15 protein-coding genes are annotated in these 16,840 nt (G+C 44.2%); 11 read left to right on the top strand and 4 right to left on the bottom strand.

The window, feature by feature from the left end; all coding sequences use genetic code 11:
- Positions 1-61: 61 nt before the first annotated feature.
- Positions 62-370, top strand: a complete 309-nt coding sequence (locus R8N49_RS18870; protein WP_132937053.1) for a DUF3622 domain-containing protein — start codon at positions 62-64, stop codon at positions 368-370.
- Positions 371-460: 90 nt separating this feature from the next.
- Here the strand turns inward: R8N49_RS18870 and R8N49_RS18865 are convergent, their stop codons facing one another.
- From R8N49_RS18865 to R8N49_RS18855, 3 genes are all read right to left on the bottom strand, one after another.
- Complete coding sequence (locus tag R8N49_RS18865) at positions 461-901, bottom strand: DNA-directed RNA polymerase subunit beta (RefSeq protein WP_132937052.1); 441 nt, start codon at positions 899-901, stop codon at positions 461-463.
- Positions 902-1,019: 118 nt separating this feature from the next.
- Positions 1,020-3,206, bottom strand: a complete 2,187-nt coding sequence (locus tag R8N49_RS18860; RefSeq protein ID WP_132937051.1) for a TonB-dependent receptor domain-containing protein — start codon at positions 3,204-3,206, stop codon at positions 1,020-1,022.
- 263 nt (positions 3,207-3,469) lie between these two features.
- Positions 3,470-4,537, bottom strand: a complete 1,068-nt coding sequence (locus R8N49_RS18855; protein ID WP_017635689.1) for a succinylglutamate desuccinylase/aspartoacylase family protein — start codon at positions 4,535-4,537, stop codon at positions 3,470-3,472.
- 330 nt (positions 4,538-4,867) lie between these two features.
- On the opposite strand from R8N49_RS18855, the gene R8N49_RS18850 reads away from it, so the two are divergent.
- Positions 4,868-5,407 carry a DUF3332 domain-containing protein gene (locus R8N49_RS18850; RefSeq protein WP_005381596.1) on the top strand — a complete coding sequence of 180 codons (540 nt, stop codon included), beginning with the start codon at positions 4,868-4,870 and terminating at the stop codon, positions 5,405-5,407.
- Between the two features lie 64 nt (positions 5,408-5,471).
- Here R8N49_RS18850 and R8N49_RS18845 read toward each other — a convergent pair whose 3' ends face one another.
- Positions 5,472-6,944, bottom strand: a complete 1,473-nt coding sequence (locus tag R8N49_RS18845) for an aminoacyl-histidine dipeptidase (protein WP_053350265.1) — start codon at positions 6,942-6,944, stop codon at positions 5,472-5,474.
- A gap of 1,024 nt (positions 6,945-7,968) precedes the next feature.
- Between R8N49_RS18845 and R8N49_RS18840 the strand changes: the two genes are divergently transcribed.
- From R8N49_RS18840 to R8N49_RS18800, 9 genes are all read left to right on the top strand, one after another.
- Entirely contained in the window at positions 7,969-9,258 is a 1,290-nt protein-coding gene (locus R8N49_RS18840; protein WP_005381592.1) for an NCS2 family permease, read from the top strand.
- 264 nt (positions 9,259-9,522) lie between these two features.
- Positions 9,523-9,987: an oxytetracycline resistance phosphoribosyltransferase domain-containing protein Tet(34) gene (gene tet(34) / locus R8N49_RS18835; protein ID WP_005381590.1), complete on the top strand. Its 465-nt coding sequence runs from the start codon at positions 9,523-9,525 to the stop codon at positions 9,985-9,987.
- Between the two features lie 91 nt (positions 9,988-10,078).
- Entirely contained in the window at positions 10,079-11,326 is a 1,248-nt protein-coding gene (gene frsA / locus R8N49_RS18830; protein WP_005381586.1) for an esterase FrsA, read from the top strand.
- A gap of 115 nt (positions 11,327-11,441) precedes the next feature.
- Positions 11,442-11,831 (top strand): sigma factor-binding protein Crl, encoded by a 390-nt coding sequence (gene crl, locus R8N49_RS18825; protein ID WP_005381584.1) that lies wholly within the window; start codon positions 11,442-11,444, stop codon positions 11,829-11,831.
- A 120-nt stretch (positions 11,832-11,951) separates the two neighbouring features.
- The gene (gene proB / locus R8N49_RS18820; RefSeq protein WP_017820604.1) at positions 11,952-13,091 is read left to right on the top strand and encodes a glutamate 5-kinase; all 1,140 of its coding nucleotides are present in this window, start codon (positions 11,952-11,954) and stop codon (positions 13,089-13,091) included.
- Positions 13,092-13,108: 17 nt separating this feature from the next.
- Complete coding sequence (locus tag R8N49_RS18815; protein WP_017635685.1) at positions 13,109-14,359, top strand: glutamate-5-semialdehyde dehydrogenase; 1,251 nt, start codon at positions 13,109-13,111, stop codon at positions 14,357-14,359.
- A gap of 206 nt (positions 14,360-14,565) precedes the next feature.
- A complete protein-coding gene (gene nrdR / locus R8N49_RS18810) occupies positions 14,566-15,015 on the top strand; it encodes a transcriptional regulator NrdR (protein WP_005381578.1) in 450 nt (149 codons plus the stop codon).
- Positions 15,016-15,022: 7 nt separating this feature from the next.
- Positions 15,023-16,150, top strand: coding sequence for a bifunctional diaminohydroxyphosphoribosylaminopyrimidine deaminase/5-amino-6-(5-phosphoribosylamino)uracil reductase RibD (ribD, locus tag R8N49_RS18805; RefSeq protein WP_017635684.1), 1,128 nt, complete (start codon positions 15,023-15,025; stop codon positions 16,148-16,150).
- An 8-nt stretch (positions 16,151-16,158) separates the two neighbouring features.
- Positions 16,159-16,812: a riboflavin synthase gene (locus tag R8N49_RS18800; protein ID WP_005383626.1), complete on the top strand. Its 654-nt coding sequence runs from the start codon at positions 16,159-16,161 to the stop codon at positions 16,810-16,812.
- Positions 16,813-16,840 lie beyond the last annotated feature (28 nt).

The raw sequence follows: 16,840 nt of genomic DNA, 5'->3' as shown, positions 1-16,840 counted from the left end.
TGGAGTTATCAAGTTGACCGAATCCCTGATTGATCCCTAAATCCCTTAGGAAATGAAAGAAATGTCTAAGAATCCAAAATTTGCTATCCGCGTCACTGAAAAACGTAACGGCTGGAGCGCAGAAATCACTCGCCAAGTGACATCTCGTAAGACTGTAGTATCAAAGCGTGAAACAGGCTTTGACAGCGAAGAGAAAGCACAAGCTTGGGCTAAACAAGAACTGGCTGGATTTATCCAAAACCAAGTGGTTCGTAACGAGCGTAAAGCAGCGCAACGTCAAGAGCGTGAAGCAGAACAACTAGCGGCAAAAGTTCGTAAAGAAGAAGCCCGCAAAGCACGTGAAACCGAAGTAGACACTGACGAAGAATAAGTTTAAATCGGTGAGATGGTGACGTTACCCATCAAACAAATAGTGAAAATGCCCTGAGTTTTGTCTCAGGGCATTTTTTATTTATATCGGCTAAAAACAATCCGATGATACGGACAGGCTAAACGTGCCGTCTTCAGGGGCTGCAAATTGTTTATTGCCAGGAAGAAGGTGAGGGTTATTAGCATAAGTGCGATGTGTCGATTTGACCTTTGCAGAATGTCTTTCCGGTAAATCAAAGTGTTGTAAGCCGTCAGATAGATCGTTTGCTTCACCGTAGTCGAAATGTGTTGCGACGTCTTTGGGCTGCTTGGCGTAACGACAGTGATCCGGCTTACCATCTTCGTGCCAAGTTAAAGAGTTAGTTTTTGCATCTAGATTCAGGTTATTTGCTGTTGGCTGTGCGTAAAAATCTTCTGAAACTTGGTGCTTGCTTTGTTCTTGTATGTAGTCTGCAATGTTCTCAGAAGCTTGCGCTAGGCTACCTACAGGGAAGAAGCAAATCAGAAGAAGCCGTGTTTTTAGATTGTTCATAATGTGTCTGCAAGCAAAAGGAAATGATAATACTGATAAATAAAACGGCGTGCAATTATGGCCATTGGATACGATATAACAGGGCAGTTAATGTCTGCCCTGCATCTTTTAGGTATGGTTAGTATTGATAAGTGAGGTGCAGTTTGACTTCGCGACCAGGCGAAGGCACGCCATTAGATAGGTATGCTTCGTAGTAACGATCGGTTAAGTTTTTCACAACCGCGCCAACGCTCAAGCCTTCGACTTGTTGTATTTCCCAAACCACGTAAGCGTTTTGTAGCGTGTATTGCTCACTTGGCGATTTCACTTTTAAATTGTTACCGCTTGCCTTGGTTTTGGTTTGCGCATCATACCAACGGACTTCCCAGCCCGTACGTAAACCAGGAATCCATTCGTAACCTAAACCCAGATTAATGTTTAATGGCGGTACATCAGGATGATCATCATCTGAACCTGTAGAGTCAGATAGGCTACCTTTGTTTTTGCCGCGAATGTAACTTGCTGAGAAATTACTGTAGAAATCTTCAATCCGGTATTGTGAAATTAGCTCAAAGCCATAGTTTTTAAAGCCATCTAGGTTTGTATTCCAGCTTTGTAACTCAATAGTATTTTTGTCGAGGTTTTCGCCCGTTCGTATATCAACTGTGTCGCTAACATCGTTATAGAACATAGTTAACTCTGTTGCGAGGTTATCGCGAGCGTTCACCAGCCCTTCCGTTAAGTTGATAACGCTTGCTTGATAAGCATGGATACGAGACACGTCCAGATTCAAAGCAGTAGCCGTAGCGGTAGCTCGCGCATATTGCACTGAGTAGATGTTATCAACGGTTGGTGCTTTTAAAGCGTAGGCGTAGGAGGCGTTTAAACGCGTATTATTGCTCGCATCAAAGTCGATATCCAAACGTGGGCTAAAGCCTTTATGCGTCGTTTCACCGTAGTTATGTCCGGCAGCTGGATCATTATAATCCGGCGCAGCGTTCCCTTTTCCTTCACTCTTGATGTATTCGTAACGCAGAGAAGGTGTGATTGTTAGGCGGTCTGTTGCTTGATAGTGATCAGCAATGTAAGCGGCATAAATTGACTGCGTGCCAGATGGTTCGTAGTAAGGGGTGTACCAACCGTAGTTTTTCGCTTCATTACTGTCGTATGATGCGTTGAATACTAACGAGTCTCTATCGGTTTTTTGATATTGAAGCCCAGTGACTAGAGTGTGATCTCCGAATTGCGCTTGGTTAAACACATCAACGTAATCACGCTCGTAACTCAGCCATGACTCATGACCGTAACTGCCAACAGAAACGAACATTTTCTCGAATGCTACGTCAGGGCGAACCCAATGACGATCGTTTTCGGAACGTGCCATTTTGATATTGAAATCAATATACGGGTTAGTCGGCATGTAGTGGTAAGAGATGGTCGTGGTGTTGTCCGTGTATTTGTTATCGACGGTGTAAGCGTATTGGGCTTTTTCTAATGAGCCGTATTTCTTGATATTGTATTCGGTGATGTTAGGCATTTTTCCGCGGCGGTTAGCCCAAGGTTTACGACCTTCATCTTTGTAGCGAGTGTGGCTAATTTCAAACTCGTGATCGTTGTTTTCATAACCGACCTTTACGAGCATGTTTTCTTGCTCATAACCTGAGTAATCCAGCGTTTCACCACCTCCGACTTTAATGTCATCAGAATCTTTTACCGAGCCATTCGCTAGAAAATAAAAACCAGTATCGTTTTTACCATAGAGTGTTAGCGTGTAGGCGTTCTCATCGCCGTTGGTGTTGTATGCACTTGAGATGCGAGCACCAAAGTTTCTTTCGCCGTACAGGAGATCATCGACACTTTTGGTTTTAATGCGAATGGAGCCACCAAACTTCCCGTTGAGTGCTCGATAGTCGTGCGCGCCCTTGATAATTTCTGCTTCGCCAATTAAGAACGGATCAAAAAAGAAGGTACCGTAGCGGTATTGTTGAAAGCCAATTGGAGCGCCATCGACAAACACGGCGATATCGCTTGGATCATCAAAACCACGAATGTTAATACGTTCGCCACCAGAACGACCGCCACCATCTATTGATGCACCGGGAACGGCATCGATCATTGAGGCAAAATTAGAGTACTGTTGCTCTTCAATCTCTGACCAATTAATGGTGGTTTGCGCAGGCTCAGCAATGGTAATAGGTTTGGCATAACGAACGCCTATGACTTCAAGCTCTTCATTTGGCGCTGTCTCGGCATATGAATAAAGAGGGAAGAGCAAAGCCAGTGAAATGAGATTTACTTTGAGTGGATGACTTTTTAATCGTTTCATATTGATGATTTATAGTGTTTTTATGAAGCTCGGATTATAAGAACATTATTACGATTAATAAATGATAATGAGATTAATTATCAAATGTGTTTTTGCGACGGATTGTAAAGTTTTTTATCCATTCGTGGAAACTACGATAAGTATCGTTAGCGTACATAAAACAAAAAGCCCAGCATCATGGACGCTGAGCTTATTGGCTTTAAACAAGATAGTGCGAGCACTGTTGCTCCTTTTGAGCTAATCAGGCGCCTACTTGGTAGGAATTACTGAGTTTCTAACGGTATCTGTCCGGTGGTCAGCGGCTCGGCATCGAATTCAGTGAGGCCTTCAATATAGCTTTCGACTGCTTGCTCTAAAGCATTATCACCTTGGTTAAAATAGGCAAGGTGGAAAATTGCATCGCCTTCGTTCACCAATGGTAATGTTTGTTGACCGATAACCAAACCACGCTTCGGGGCTTTTAGTTCTATCTCGTCATGACCAAGAGGAGAGCTAATATAAGCGAGCGTTTCCCCCTGTTCTACTTTGTCTCCCAGATTAACGACAGTACGCAAAATGCCGTTACCTGACGCGCGAACCCAGCTGGTGGACTTCGCTATGATAGGCTCAGGCAGCTTTTTCCTGCTCGCACGCAACATACCAATGGCTTGCATTACGCGCCGAACCCCGAGTACACCAGCGCTGATCGAAAGTGGATCAAAACGCAATGCTTCGCCAGCTTCGTAGGTGAGCACTGGAATATCGCATTTTTCTGCTTCACTGCGTAAAGAGCCATCACGCAATGCTGAATCAACAATCACTGGCGTTGCAAATGCTTGAGCAATACGCAGAGTTTCTGAGTTGCTTAAGTTTGCGCGGATCTGTGGCAAGTTCGTGCGATGAATGGCCCCTGTGTGTAGATCCAAAATGTAGTCACAACGCTTGGCAATGTTGTTAAAGAACCCGTGTGCCATACGAGATGCAAGTGCGCCTTTTTCACTGCCAGGAAAGCAACGGTTGAGATCTCGTCGGTCGGGCAAGTAACGAGATTTATGGATGAAACCAAAAACGTTAACGATAGGTACTGCAATGACAGTGCCTTTCAGTTTTTGTGGATCCAGTTGGTTAATGATCTGACGAACGATTTCTACGCCATTAAGCTCATCACCATGGATAGCGGCATTCACCATTAACACTGGTCCTTCTTGTTTCCCATGGATGATTTCCACAGGAATAGATAAAGGCGAATGTGTATATAGCTTCGCTGCTTCAAATTCGATCTCTAATCGTTGTCCTGGTTGTATTTGATGTCCTAAGAGCTCAAATACTTTGCTTTTTTTACTTCTGGCCATAAACCATCTCTGTCAAATGCGTCATCAGCAATGTAACAATTGCTGCAAAATCGCACTAATCATTCTCATTAAGGACACGACAAATTACTTTAATCGTCATGCGTGAAATTTTGGTATGTGTGAAGTTTTTGTTTTCAATATGATCTTTTCTATCAGTTTAATACATAACAAGCCATAGAGAAGAGAGCGCAATAATAGCCTTAAAAAATGTGACTGTATTAAAAATAATACTGTTCATGGAGGACAAAAAAACGGACTTTTAACCCTACTTTTTATCCGATAATATCCGCGCCGAATTTGAGGTTTCACACTTTCTAACTAGAGGTTTTGATGAAAAAGGCAATTGCTAAAATTGGTGCATTGACTGCGGTAGCAGTTTCACTTTCAGGTTGCGTAGGTAGTAATGCCGTGACAGGTTATGTCATGGGGTTTAACTTGAAAGCTGTTGACAACCGTTACGCTCGAGGTGGCCTAAATATGCTTTTAGCGCCTGTTTATGGTGTCGCGATCGCAGCGGATTATATCGTGTTTAACTCTCTAGAATTTTGGACGGGTAAGAACCCGTTAAATGGTAAGCCACATATCTTCGATACAAAGGTAGATACTTACATTGATGTCAATCACCAGTTAGATAAGTCGTTAACGACGGCACCAATCGCACCATTAGCGGATAACCGTGTCATTGAGCAGGGGCGAATGCAGCAAATCGATGAGAACACTGTTCAAATGGATATTACTTACAGTAACGGTGAAAAGGCGACACTCATGGGTGTACGCGATGGTGAGTTTGTTACTTACTACATTGATGGTGAAGTTGCTGCACAAACCTCAATGGATGAATTAGCCGCTTACGCGCAAAACCGTGTGTAGTTGGGTTCAACTAAACCAAAAAAAGGGTGCCGTATGGCACCCTTTGTCATTTTTCGTGATTGAATTATGCTTTCTCTGGAATCGCTTCTAAAAGCGCGACCATCTGTTCCCAGTACAACTGAACAGTATCAATCTTCACTTTCTCATCTGGAGAGTGAGGGAATTTTATTGTTGGACCGAAAGAAACCATATCCATGTGTGGGTATGGTTCTTTAAATAGGCCACACTCAAGACCAGCATGGATGACCATGATGTTCGGCTTATGACCGTAAATGCCTTCATACATATCACGGAAAATTGCCATGATCTCGGAATCTGCATCTGGCTTCCAGCCAGGGTAAGCGCCTGAGAACTGAATTTGTGCGCCTGCTAGCTCAGTAATCGAGCGCAGCATGCTTTCCACTTGGCTACGGCCAGAGTCAATGAGAGAACGAATCAAGCAAAGCACGGTGACTTTATTTTCTTCTGTGCTGATCACACCAACGTTTAGAGAAGTTTCAACAACGCCTTCCACCTCATCACTCATACGGATTACGCCGTTTGGACAAGCGTTAAGTGCCGCAATGAATCGTTGCTGATCGGCGATTGAAAATACTTGCGCGTCAGTCGTGATCACTTCATTAAAGGTTACGATACCTGTTTCGATTTTACCCAATTCAGTTTTAAGCAGCTCAGTGTAGTGGTTGAACAGCTCAGCAAGCTTGTCTTGGTTTTCGACAGGAAGCGCGACAGTAACAAACGCTTCGCGAGGGATTGCATTACGTAAGCTACCGCCACGGAATTCGACTAAACGTAAATCAAGCTCTTGAGCATGACCGGCAAGGAAACGACCAAGTAATTTGTTGGCATTACCGCGACCTGTGTGAATGTCACAACCTGAGTGACCACCTTTTAGGCCTTTCAGCGTCAGTTGGCGTGTTACAAAACCTGCAGGCGTTGATTCTCGAGAAATATCGAAAGTCATGGTGCCATCAACGCCACCTGCACAACCCATGTAGACTTCGCCTTCTTGCTCAGAGTCTGTATTTAGAAGAATCTCACCCTCTAACCAACCAGCTTCAAGGCCAAATGCGCCAGTCATGCCTGCTTCTTCATCAATCGTCAGCAGAACTTCGAGTGGACCGTGCTTAATATCTTTAGATGCCAATACAGCAAGGCAAGAAGCCATACCAATACCGTTATCTGCACCAAGCGTCGTGCCTTTCGCAGTTACCCATTCGCCATCGATGTAAGGTTGGATTGGATCTTTGGTGAAGTCGTGTTCAGTGTCTTCGTTTTTCTGCGGCACCATGTCGATGTGTGCTTGAAGTACAACAGCCTTCTTATTTTCCATTCCTGGTGTCGCGGGCTTTTTGATGAACACGTTACCGGTTGGATCACGGCGAACGTCAAAGCCTTGCTCTGTTGCCCAGTTGATAATGTACTGTGCTAATGCTTCTTCATGTTTCGATGGATGAGGGATAGAACAAATCTTATCGAAAAACTGCCAAAGTGGAGCAGGTGATAAGGTACTGATCTCAGAATGGAACTCAGACACGGAGGACTCCTTTTGATGTGCTTTGCCAAATATATACCGTAAAAATGTTGTCAAGGTAGCATTAAATGCTAGACGATTTGGCCTTCAAATTGCCGTTAGCATACCACCAGATAAGGAGTACGAGTAGTCGCGATCACAAGGATTTCTCTCAGAACTGTCACAGTTTGTGAATACAATAACAAGCACTATGTGTTCTCTATCATACATTCTGAAAGTGGCTTTATTTTTTAATTCATAAAATTGTAATTTAATTACATATAAACTTTAATAAAGGTCAATTTATGTATTTTTTGTGATTCCAATCACTAAAATGCTTGTAATTAAATTTCTTGGTGGTATATTTGTAACCAGCTTCTGAGAGAAGAATGAAATGCTCAAAGGATGAGTCCGTTTTATCGCCTCCAAGGAACCGAGAAATCAACGAATGTTTAATTGATTTAAAAGGTGATAGTTATGAAAGGTTTACCAAGTACAATGTTCTGGAATAGCAAGTCTGTTTACACCGGTAACTTTGTATACCCAACAAGCTTTGGCTACTAAGTGAAGTCAACGCATGTGACTCGAACAGTTTGTTCACCCCTATAAATTGGAATTTTTTTTCAGTGATAGTGCTGACATGATTCACCGCCACCCAAATTGGGTGGCGTTTTTTTATCTCTATTTTCTCTTCCTGACTCACTTATTGCGATCAAAGCCTTCTTCTATTCCCCATTCTTCGGTTTTATCGACTTTTCCATCAAATCTGTTAGATACCATGTTAAAAATGGGTCTTTTTCATCTGAAAGTTTAGTACATTGCTCAGTTTTTATTCTCTTTTAGGGAACTGTGTTATCTAGGTTACCTATTGTTTTGTAAGAATATATTCCTTTGCCTACTTTGATAGGTTAGAGAATGTGTTTCATATCCAAAGAAAAAAAACGCATTAGAGTGAAGATTCTATCTAGAATTTGCTATTTGATAACTTTATAATTCCTGCCAATCGATTACGCAACCGTTTACTTTTTTACCTTTACAGGATTCGATCATGCTCGAGAGGCTTTTTAAACTCAGTGAAAATGGCACAAATGTGCGTACTGAGATCATTGCAGGTGTTACGACCTTCCTAACTATGGCTTACATTATTTTTGTAAACCCAGCGATCCTGTCGGATACCGGTATGGACCGTGGTGCCATTTTTGTCGCGACTTGTCTTGCTGCCGCAATCGGCTGTTTTATTATGGGATTTGTTGCGAATTACCCAATCGCACAGGCACCAGGAATGGGCCTGAACGCATTTTTCACTTACTCTGTTGTATTGGGAATGGGTTATACGTGGCAAGTTGCGTTAGCGGCTGTATTTGTTTCTGGCCTTCTGTTCATTCTTTTAAGCGTATTTAAGATCCGTGAGTGGATTATTAACTCGATCCCGCATTCTCTACGAACAGGTATTTCAGCTGGTATTGGTCTTTTCTTAGCGTTTATCGCATTAAAAAATGCAGGTATCGTCGTTGATAACCCAGCGACATTAGTTTCTATGGGAGAGATCACATCATTGCCATCTGTATTGGCCGCGATTGGCTTCTTTCTTACGATTGCACTGGTTCACCGTGGTGTGAAAGGTGCGGTGATGATCGCCATTCTTGGCGTTACAGCGCTCGGTCTTCTATTTGGTGATGTGCAGTGGGGCGGTATTATGTCAACGCCACCAAGCATTGCGCCAACTTTCATGCAACTGGATTTCTCTGGTTTGTTTGAAGTAGGCATGATTTCCGTCGTATTTGCTTTCCTATTTGTCGATTTATTTGACACCGCAGGTACGCTCGTTGGCGTTTCTCAAAAAGCAGGTCTAACTGATGAGAATGGCAACATCCCTCGTTTAAACAAAGCGTTACTTGCAGACTCAACAGCAACGTCAGTAGGTGCATTACTTGGTACCTCCAACACGACATCTTATATTGAAAGCGTTTCTGGTGTGGCTGCGGGTGGGCGTACTGGTCTAACAGCCGTGGTTGTTGGTGTACTCTTCCTACTTGCTCTATTGTTCTCACCACTTGCGGGTATGATCCCTGCTTATGCAACGTCAGGTGCGCTATTCTATGTGGCGATCTTGATGCTGTCTGGGCTAGTAAGCATTGATTGGCGTGACCTAACTGAAGCGTCCCCAGTTGTTGTGACTTGTTTAGTTATGCCGCTAACATTCTCGATTGCAGAAGGTATCACGTTAGGCTTTATCGCATACGCGGCGATCAAGTTATTCAGCGGTAAGGGCCGTGAAGTGTCGATGAGTGTATGGGTGATGTCAGCCATCTTCATCGTTAAATACCTCGTCGGTTAATTTCTCGAGCAAAAAGCCAGTGTGGATTTATTCACGCTGGCTTTTTCTTTTTTTACGTTGTTCACAGAAGACGGTTTTTCTGCGGAATAGGCAGAGAATTTTGATATCACCGTTGGTATTAGCGGTGTGTTTCGGTAGAATAATCGTTTGCGCAGCTTGAAATCCTCGTCTCCAAACATTTTGGAGAAGTTAGTGAGCATTCCGCTTTTGAGTGACTTCGCTAGATTTTGAGGATGCATATTTTCAAATTATTAGGTTATTACAATGAGTAAAAAATTCATTATCACTTGGGATGCAATGCAGACTTACTGCCGTGAACTGGCTGAGAAACAAATGCCAGCTGAGCAATGGAAAGGAATTTGGGCGGTAAGCCGCGGCGGTTTGGTTCCTGGCGCTATTTTGGCTCGTGAACTGGGTATTCGTTACGTTGATACAATCTGTATTTCAAGCTACGACCATGATCATCAGCGCGATATGACGGTACTAAAAGCACCTGAAGGTGATGGCGAAGGTTACCTAATCGTTGAAGACCTAGTAGACAGTGGTGATACAGCGCGCAAACTACGTGAGATGTATCCAAAAGCGAAAATGATCGCTGTGTGTGCGAAACCATCAGGCAAAGAGCTGCTGGATGATTACGTTGTAGATATTGCTCAAGACACTTGGATCGAGCAGCCTTGGGATATGTCAATCCAGTATGCTGAGCCAGTAAACCGCAAGCAAAAATAAGCGCGGTTAAAGAATATTGAGAAATGCCCCTTTATAGGGGCATTTTTTTTATTATGATATTAAATCATGCTAATAGCCTAGGGTTCTTCCTATGTCTGAAGACGTCAGTAAAAATCTTTCCGAAACTTTGTTCGTGAAACATAAGCAAGCAAAAGAAACCTCCGCGCTTACCCAGTACATGCCGACCAGTAAAAAAATACTTGATGAACGAGAAGCGCAAGGTGATCGTGCTTGGTATCGTCATTTGCGTCGCTTGCAATGGGCTTGGCAAGGATTGTCTCCGATCGAAATGGAAGGCGTACTGTCCAAAATTGCTTCATCTTCTCACTCGCGAACCAATGATGATTGGTTAGACACTGTAATGGGTTATCACAGTGGTAACTGGACATTTGAGTGGATCAAGCTTGGTATGGATCATCAGAAGCGAGCAAATGAAATGCAAGGAGAAGAGGCAGCGGATGAACTCTTCACTGCTTCTTTGTGTTTTAGTATTGCAGGCTACCCACATTTAAAAAATGACAACTTGGCATCGCAAGCTCAAGTTCTGGCAAACAAAGCGTATTCTGACGGCGCAGAAAAAACTAAGTACACCATCAAGCAAATTGAAGTGCCTTACCAAAATCGCAAAATCATCGCGAACCTCCATTTACCAAGAACGGATAAACAGTTGCCTGTGGTAATGGTGAGCGCTGGTTTGGATACCCTACAAACCGACATGTGGCGTTTGTTCCGTAATCGTCTTGCACCGCGAGATATTGCGATGTTAACCGTGGACATGCCTTCGGTAGGGCATAGCTCTCATTGGCCCTTGACCGAGAATTCAAGTTGCCTACATCAAGCGGTATTGAATGAGCTTTACTCGCTACCTTGGGTTGATCATCACAAAGTGGGGTTAGTTGGGTTTCGTTTTGGTGGTAATGCCATGATCAGACTCTCTTTTGTCGAGCAAGAAAAGATCAAAGCTTGTGTCGCTCTAGGCGCACCCGTACATGATATTTTTACTTCCCCTCAGAAGTTGCAAAAAATGCCGAAGATGTACTTAGATCTTTTGGCTTCCCGTTTGGGGAAAAATGCGGTTGATATTAATAGCATGGCTGGTCAGATGATGGCGTGGTCATTGAAGGTTCAGGGCTTCCTGAGCAGTCGAAAAACCAAAGTGCCTATTTTGGCTTTGAGTCTTGAAGGCGATCCAGTGTCGCCACACAGTGATAATCAACTTGTTGCTCTATTTAGCCAGTATGGTAGAGCGAAAAAAATCAGTTCCAAAACAATTACAAAAGGATATGAGCAATCCCTCGATTTAGCCATAAAGTGGCTAGAAGATGAATTATTAGGGTGACAATTTTCCTAAATTAGTTAAGAGTGATATATCTGAGCAAAAAATAAGCTCATGATAATTAAAAATAATAATCATTCTTGGGTGTTTACTTTTAACTATGAAAACGGAGATTCATATGTCAGAGACGACTCAGGGCCCGACTCACTTTCGCTTGATGTCTAAGTTGAAGGCGATAGGGCCTTACCTGCGCGAACCACAATCGCAAGAAGGGCGCTATTATTTTGATTGTTTATCTGTATGTGTAGACGACAAAAAATCGCCTGAGAAGCGTGAATTTTGGGGCTGGTGGATGGATTTGGAATCCATCGAGGGAGGCTTTACTGCTAAATATCATATTGGCAAGTACAACAAAGAAGGGCAATGGGTATCTGAAGCCCTTCCCAAAAAAGTGGTAGAGGAAGTGTATCTCACGCAGAGCACATTCCATCAAAAGCTGGTTGATACTTTAGAAGAACACTTCAAATTAGAAGTCGAATATCACACGGAGTCTTTCGATTTCGCTTAATTTGGTTGTTTTCATTTAATACCAAACAAAAAGGTGCGAAAACGCACCTTTTCTCTTGTTAATTCCCTATTTGATTGTTAAAACATCCCTCTTTATTTGTTTTTCACTTCAGAAGACATCATGACAACGAATCAACAAAATGCAGTTGTTTCACAACCACAAACTGTCGTTGTGAAACTGGGTACAAGTGTGCTGACAGGCGGCACTTTGGCGCTCGACCGTGCACACATGGTTGAGTTAGCACGCCAGTGTGCTGAGCTTAAAAAACAAGGCCATTCAATCGTAATGGTTTCGTCTGGTGCGATTGCAGCAGGCCGTGAGCATCTTGGTTACCCCGCATTGCCCAACGAGATGGCGAGTAAGCAGTTACTTGCCGCGGTGGGGCAGAGTCGCTTGATTCAAACATGGGAGTCTTTGTTTGGTATTTATGGTATCAAGATCGGCCAAATGCTACTAACCCGTGCCGATTTAGAAGATCGTGAGCGATTCCTTAACGCGCGTGACACTATTAATGCGCTCGTTGCGAACGATATTGTTCCTATCGTAAACGAAAATGATGCCGTTGCGACTAGCGAGATTAAAGTTGGCGATAACGACAACCTTTCCGCTTTGGTAGGCATTTTATGTGGTGCAGATAAGCTCTTGCTTTTAACGGACCAAAAAGGTCTGTTTACTGCTGACCCTCGTAGAGATCCGAACGCAGAGCTTATCAAGGAAGTAAAAACCATCGACGATACGCTGCGTAAAATCGCAGGTGGAAGCGGTACAACATTGGGTACTGGTGGTATGGCAACGAAGCTGCAAGCCGCAGACATCGCTCGCCGCGCAGGTATAGAGGTTATTATTGCTGCTGGTAGTGCGCCGAATGTTATCTTTGACTCTTTAAGTGCTGAACCTCAGGGCACGCGCTTCCTACCTTGCGCTGAAGCCTTAGAGAACCGTAAACGCTGGATTCTAGCGGGACCTGCGGCATCGGGCGACATCATTATTGATGATGGTGCAGTCAATGCTGTGGTCGGCAAGGGCAGTAGCCTACTTGCTAAAGGGGTCATCAAAGTTAGTGGTGACTTCGCACGAGGCGAAGTGGCGCGTGTAACAAACGCTCACGGTAAGTTGGTGGCTCGTGGCATCAGCGCCTACTCAAGTGATGACCTAACTAAAATTACGGGTAAGCACAGTAAAGATATCATCTCTATTTTGGGTCATGATTATGGCTCTGAGGTGATTCACCGCGATGATTTGGTCGTCATTCAGGAATAGAATTAGAGGGAAGCAAAGTGGATTTAACGAATATGGGTAAAGCTGCTAAAGATGCAGCTTTCGAATTAGCGACAGCGTCAACTGCGCAAAAAAACCAAGCATTAGCCATCATTGCTGATGAGCTAGAAGCAAACTCTGCTGCTATTTTGGCGGCAAACGCTAAAGACATCGAACTTGGCCGTGAAGCGGGTTTAACCGATGCGCTGCTCGATCGCCTTTTGCTTAATGAAGAACGATTGACTGCAATTGCGAATGATGTTCGCAACGTCATTAGCTTGAACGATCCTGTAGGCAGCGAAATAGACAGTAAGGTACTGGAAAATGGGATGTCACTGTCTCGTCGTCGCGTGCCGCTTGGTGTCGTGGGCGTAATTTATGAAGCGCGTCCAAACGTAACCATTGATATCGCAGCGTTGTGCTTGAAAACCGGCAACGCAAGCATTTTACGTGGTGGCAAAGAGACCTTTTTCTCGAATATGGAATTAGTGAAGGTTATTCAGTCTGCGCTCGCAAAGGCGAACCTTCCAGCCGCTTCTGTGCAGTACATTGAAAAACCAGATCGTGAGCTTGTTTCTCAATTGCTTAAGTTGGACGATTACGTCGACATGATCATTCCACGCGGTGGTGCTGGCCTACACAAAATGTGTAAAGAAAACAGCACGATTCCGGTGATTATTGGTGGCTTTGGTATCAGCCATATCTTTGTCGACGAATCCGCTGATCTAGAGAAATCCCTGAATGTGGTTGAGAACTCTAAAGTTCAACGTCCATCTGCGTGTAACTCATTAGATACGCTGCTCGTGCATGAAAAAATTGCAGCGCAATTCCTACCAATGATCGTAGAGCGCATGAACGATAAAGTGACCTTCGTGACAGAGCCTAAGGCAAAAGCACTGATGCCTCAAGCAACACAAATTCGCGATGCTGTTGAAGGTGACTTTGATACGGAATGGTTGAGCTACACTCTTGGTGTAAAAGTTGTGTCTGATGTGAAAGATGCCATTGATCATATGCGTGTCCATAACGCGAGCCACTCAGATGCGATCATGACCAATAGCTTGGAAAACTCAGAGCTGTTCATCAATTCTGTCGGTTCGGCGGCGGTTTATGTGAATGCTTCAACGCGCTTTACAGACGGTGCGCAATTTGGCCTTGGCGCAGAAGTCGCAGTATCTACGCAAAAGCTACATGCACGCGGTCCGATGGGCTTAGAAGAGCTAACTAGCTACAAGTGGGTTGGTAAAGCGAACTACTTAGCACGCAGTTAACACATTCGACGAGATCTTGAGTGAAAAAGGGGCCTTTGCGCCCCTTTTTGTTTTGTCTAACATACCAATTCCGCTACACTACATGAGCTTTTATTTCGGTTTGAAAGCGTTATACCCAAATAGCTTTAATAGAGTCCGTATAACCATGAACGCGTGGTTATCCGTGATTGCTCATGAGGTTATTTTGGTATAGATATGGAGGTGATATGCATTGTCCTTTTTGTTCCGAGAACGATACCAAAGTTATTGATTCCCGCTTAGTGGCTGATGGCCATCAAGTTCGACGTCGCCGTCAGTGCTTGGCGTGTAGCGAGCGTTTCACTACGTTTGAAAGCGCAGAGTTAGTGATGCCTAAAGTGATCAAATCGAATGGCAACCGTGAACCATTTGATGAAGATAAAATGGTTGGCGGTATTCAACGCGCTTTAGAGAAACGCCCAGTGAGTGCCGATTCTATAGAGTTAGCGATCAGTATGATCAAATCACAACTGCGTGCGACGGGTGAGCGAGAGGTTCCGAGTGAAATGATTGGTAATTTAGTCATGGACCAGCTCAAAGAGCTCGATAAGGTGGCTTACATTCGTTTCGCTTCTGTTTACCGCAGCTTTGAAGATATTCGCGAGTTTGGCGAAGAGATTGCCCGCCTAGAAGACTGAGTAGCTCATGACTCAACACACTCTTGAAAGAGCGTTTTCTGATTTAGATTTCGCCATGATGTCACGAGCTATTAAGTTAGCGAAACGTGGCATTTATACCACCGCCCCTAATCCAAATGTAGGGTGTGTCATCGTTCGTGATGAAGAAATTGTCGGTGAAGGTTATCACCATCGTGCTGGTGAGCCGCATGCCGAGGTGCACGCGATGCGCATGGCGGGTGAAAAAGCAGTTGGTGCAACCGCTTATGTGACGCTAGAACCTTGCTCTCATTACGGCCGTACACCGCCATGTGCCGAAGGGCTGATTAAAGCCAAAGTGGCACGTGTGGTTTGCGCCATGGTAGACCCAAACCCGAAAGTTGCAGGTCGCGGCATCCAGATGTTACGTGATGCCGGAATTGAAGTACAAATCGGCTTGTTAGAGCAAGATGCCCTTGCCCTTAACCCTGGTTTTATAAAGTACATGCGTACAGGCATGCCGTTTGTTCAATTAAAAATGGCAGCCAGTTTGGATGGGCAAAGCGCACTCAGTAATGGTCAGAGCCAATGGATCACCTCCCCAGCGGCCCGCCAAGATGTGCAGCGTTATCGAGCGATAAGTGGTGGCATTCTTTCTACTAGCAAAACGGTGATTGATGATAATGCATCACTCAATGTGCGCTGGGATGACTTACCTAATAGTGTTCAAGCGCAGTATTTACAAGAAGAGCTTCGTCAACCAGTACGTGTAATCTTAGACCGTCAGAACCATTTAACTGATGCGCTCAAGCTGTTCCATACCGATGGAGAACGAGTTATTGTTCGCTCTGATGGAGACTGTATCCCTCTATTGGACAGCGCTGACCAAATTGACTTATCAACGACATTAAAACGTATCTCGGATGAGCACCACATCAATCACTTATGGGTTGAAGCTGGAGCTACGCTAGCGAGTGCGATGATAAAGGCTAATCTTGTAGATGAGCTCATTGTTTACCTTGCGCCAAAACTCATGGGCAGCGATGGTCGGGGGCTTATCGGTGCTTTAGGGTTAAGCGCTATGGCTGACGTCATAGATTTAAACATTACAGACGTTCGTATGGTTGGGGTAGACATTCGCATCACCGCCACCATAAAACGTAATGAAATTAGATAAGAAATAGTATGTTTACAGGAATAGTAGAAGCAGTGGGCAAGTTAGCTGCGATTACGCCGAAGGGCGAAGACATCACCGTCACGGTTGAAACGGGTACGCTTGATATGTCAGACGTTAAGTTAGGCGATAGCATTGCGACCAATGGTGTTTGCTTAACGGTAGTTGACTTCGGAAGCCACTATTACAGTGCTGATCTGTCATTAGAAACCTTGAAGAAAACTGGGTTTGCTGATTACCAAGTAGGCGATAAGGTGAATCTAGAAAAAGCCATGTTGCCAACAACGCGATTGGGTGGACATATCGTTTCTGGCCATGTCGATGGGGTTGGTGAAATTGTCGAACGCAATTCAGTTGGCCGTGCGATAGAGTTTTGGGTTGCAATGCCTGCGGAAATTAGCAAGTACGTTGCAGAGAAAGGCTCGATTACTGTTGATGGTATTAGCCTAACCGTCAACGACTTACGTAAAAATGCTTTTAAGCTGACGATCGTTCCTCATACGAGTGAAGAAACTACGATTGACCAGTTTCAAGTGGGGCGCAAAGTCAACTTAGAAGTTGATGTACTTGCGCGTTATATGGAGCGTTTACTGCAAGGACAACAAGAAGATAAGGCCGAGTCTCGTATCACGATGGACTTTTTACAGCAAAACGGTTTTGCATAAGTCTTGGGAGTGGCTGCGTGAGGCATGC

This window comes from Vibrio sp. 1978, assembly GCF_033344345.1.
The sequence above is the reverse complement of the archived record's forward strand: the minus strand, read 5'-3'. Positions and strand labels throughout refer to the sequence as shown.

Bases quoted from the DNA above. Each gene is read 5' to 3' on its own strand.
- R8N49_RS18870 (WP_132937053.1), top strand. From the start codon at position 62: ATGTCTAAGAATCCAAAATTTGCTATCCGCGTCACTGAAAAACGTAAC.
- R8N49_RS18865 (WP_132937052.1), bottom strand. From the start codon at position 901: ATGAACAATCTAAAAACACGGCTTCTTCTGATTTGCTTCTTCCCTGTA.
- R8N49_RS18860 (WP_132937051.1), bottom strand. From the start codon at position 3,206: ATGAAACGATTAAAAAGTCATCCACTCAAAGTAAATCTCATTTCACTG.
- R8N49_RS18855 (WP_017635689.1), bottom strand. From the start codon at position 4,537: ATGGCCAGAAGTAAAAAAAGCAAAGTATTTGAGCTCTTAGGACATCAA.
- R8N49_RS18850 (WP_005381596.1), top strand. From the start codon at position 4,868: ATGAAAAAGGCAATTGCTAAAATTGGTGCATTGACTGCGGTAGCAGTT.
- R8N49_RS18840 (WP_005381592.1), top strand. From the start codon at position 7,969: ATGCTCGAGAGGCTTTTTAAACTCAGTGAAAATGGCACAAATGTGCGT.
- frsA (WP_005381586.1), top strand. From the start codon at position 10,079: ATGTCTGAAGACGTCAGTAAAAATCTTTCCGAAACTTTGTTCGTGAAA.
- crl (WP_005381584.1), top strand. From the start codon at position 11,442: ATGTCAGAGACGACTCAGGGCCCGACTCACTTTCGCTTGATGTCTAAG.
- proB (WP_017820604.1), top strand. From the start codon at position 11,952: ATGACAACGAATCAACAAAATGCAGTTGTTTCACAACCACAAACTGTC.
- nrdR (WP_005381578.1), top strand. From the start codon at position 14,566: ATGCATTGTCCTTTTTGTTCCGAGAACGATACCAAAGTTATTGATTCC.
- ribD (WP_017635684.1), top strand. From the start codon at position 15,023: ATGACTCAACACACTCTTGAAAGAGCGTTTTCTGATTTAGATTTCGCC.
- R8N49_RS18800 (WP_005383626.1), top strand. From the start codon at position 16,159: ATGTTTACAGGAATAGTAGAAGCAGTGGGCAAGTTAGCTGCGATTACG.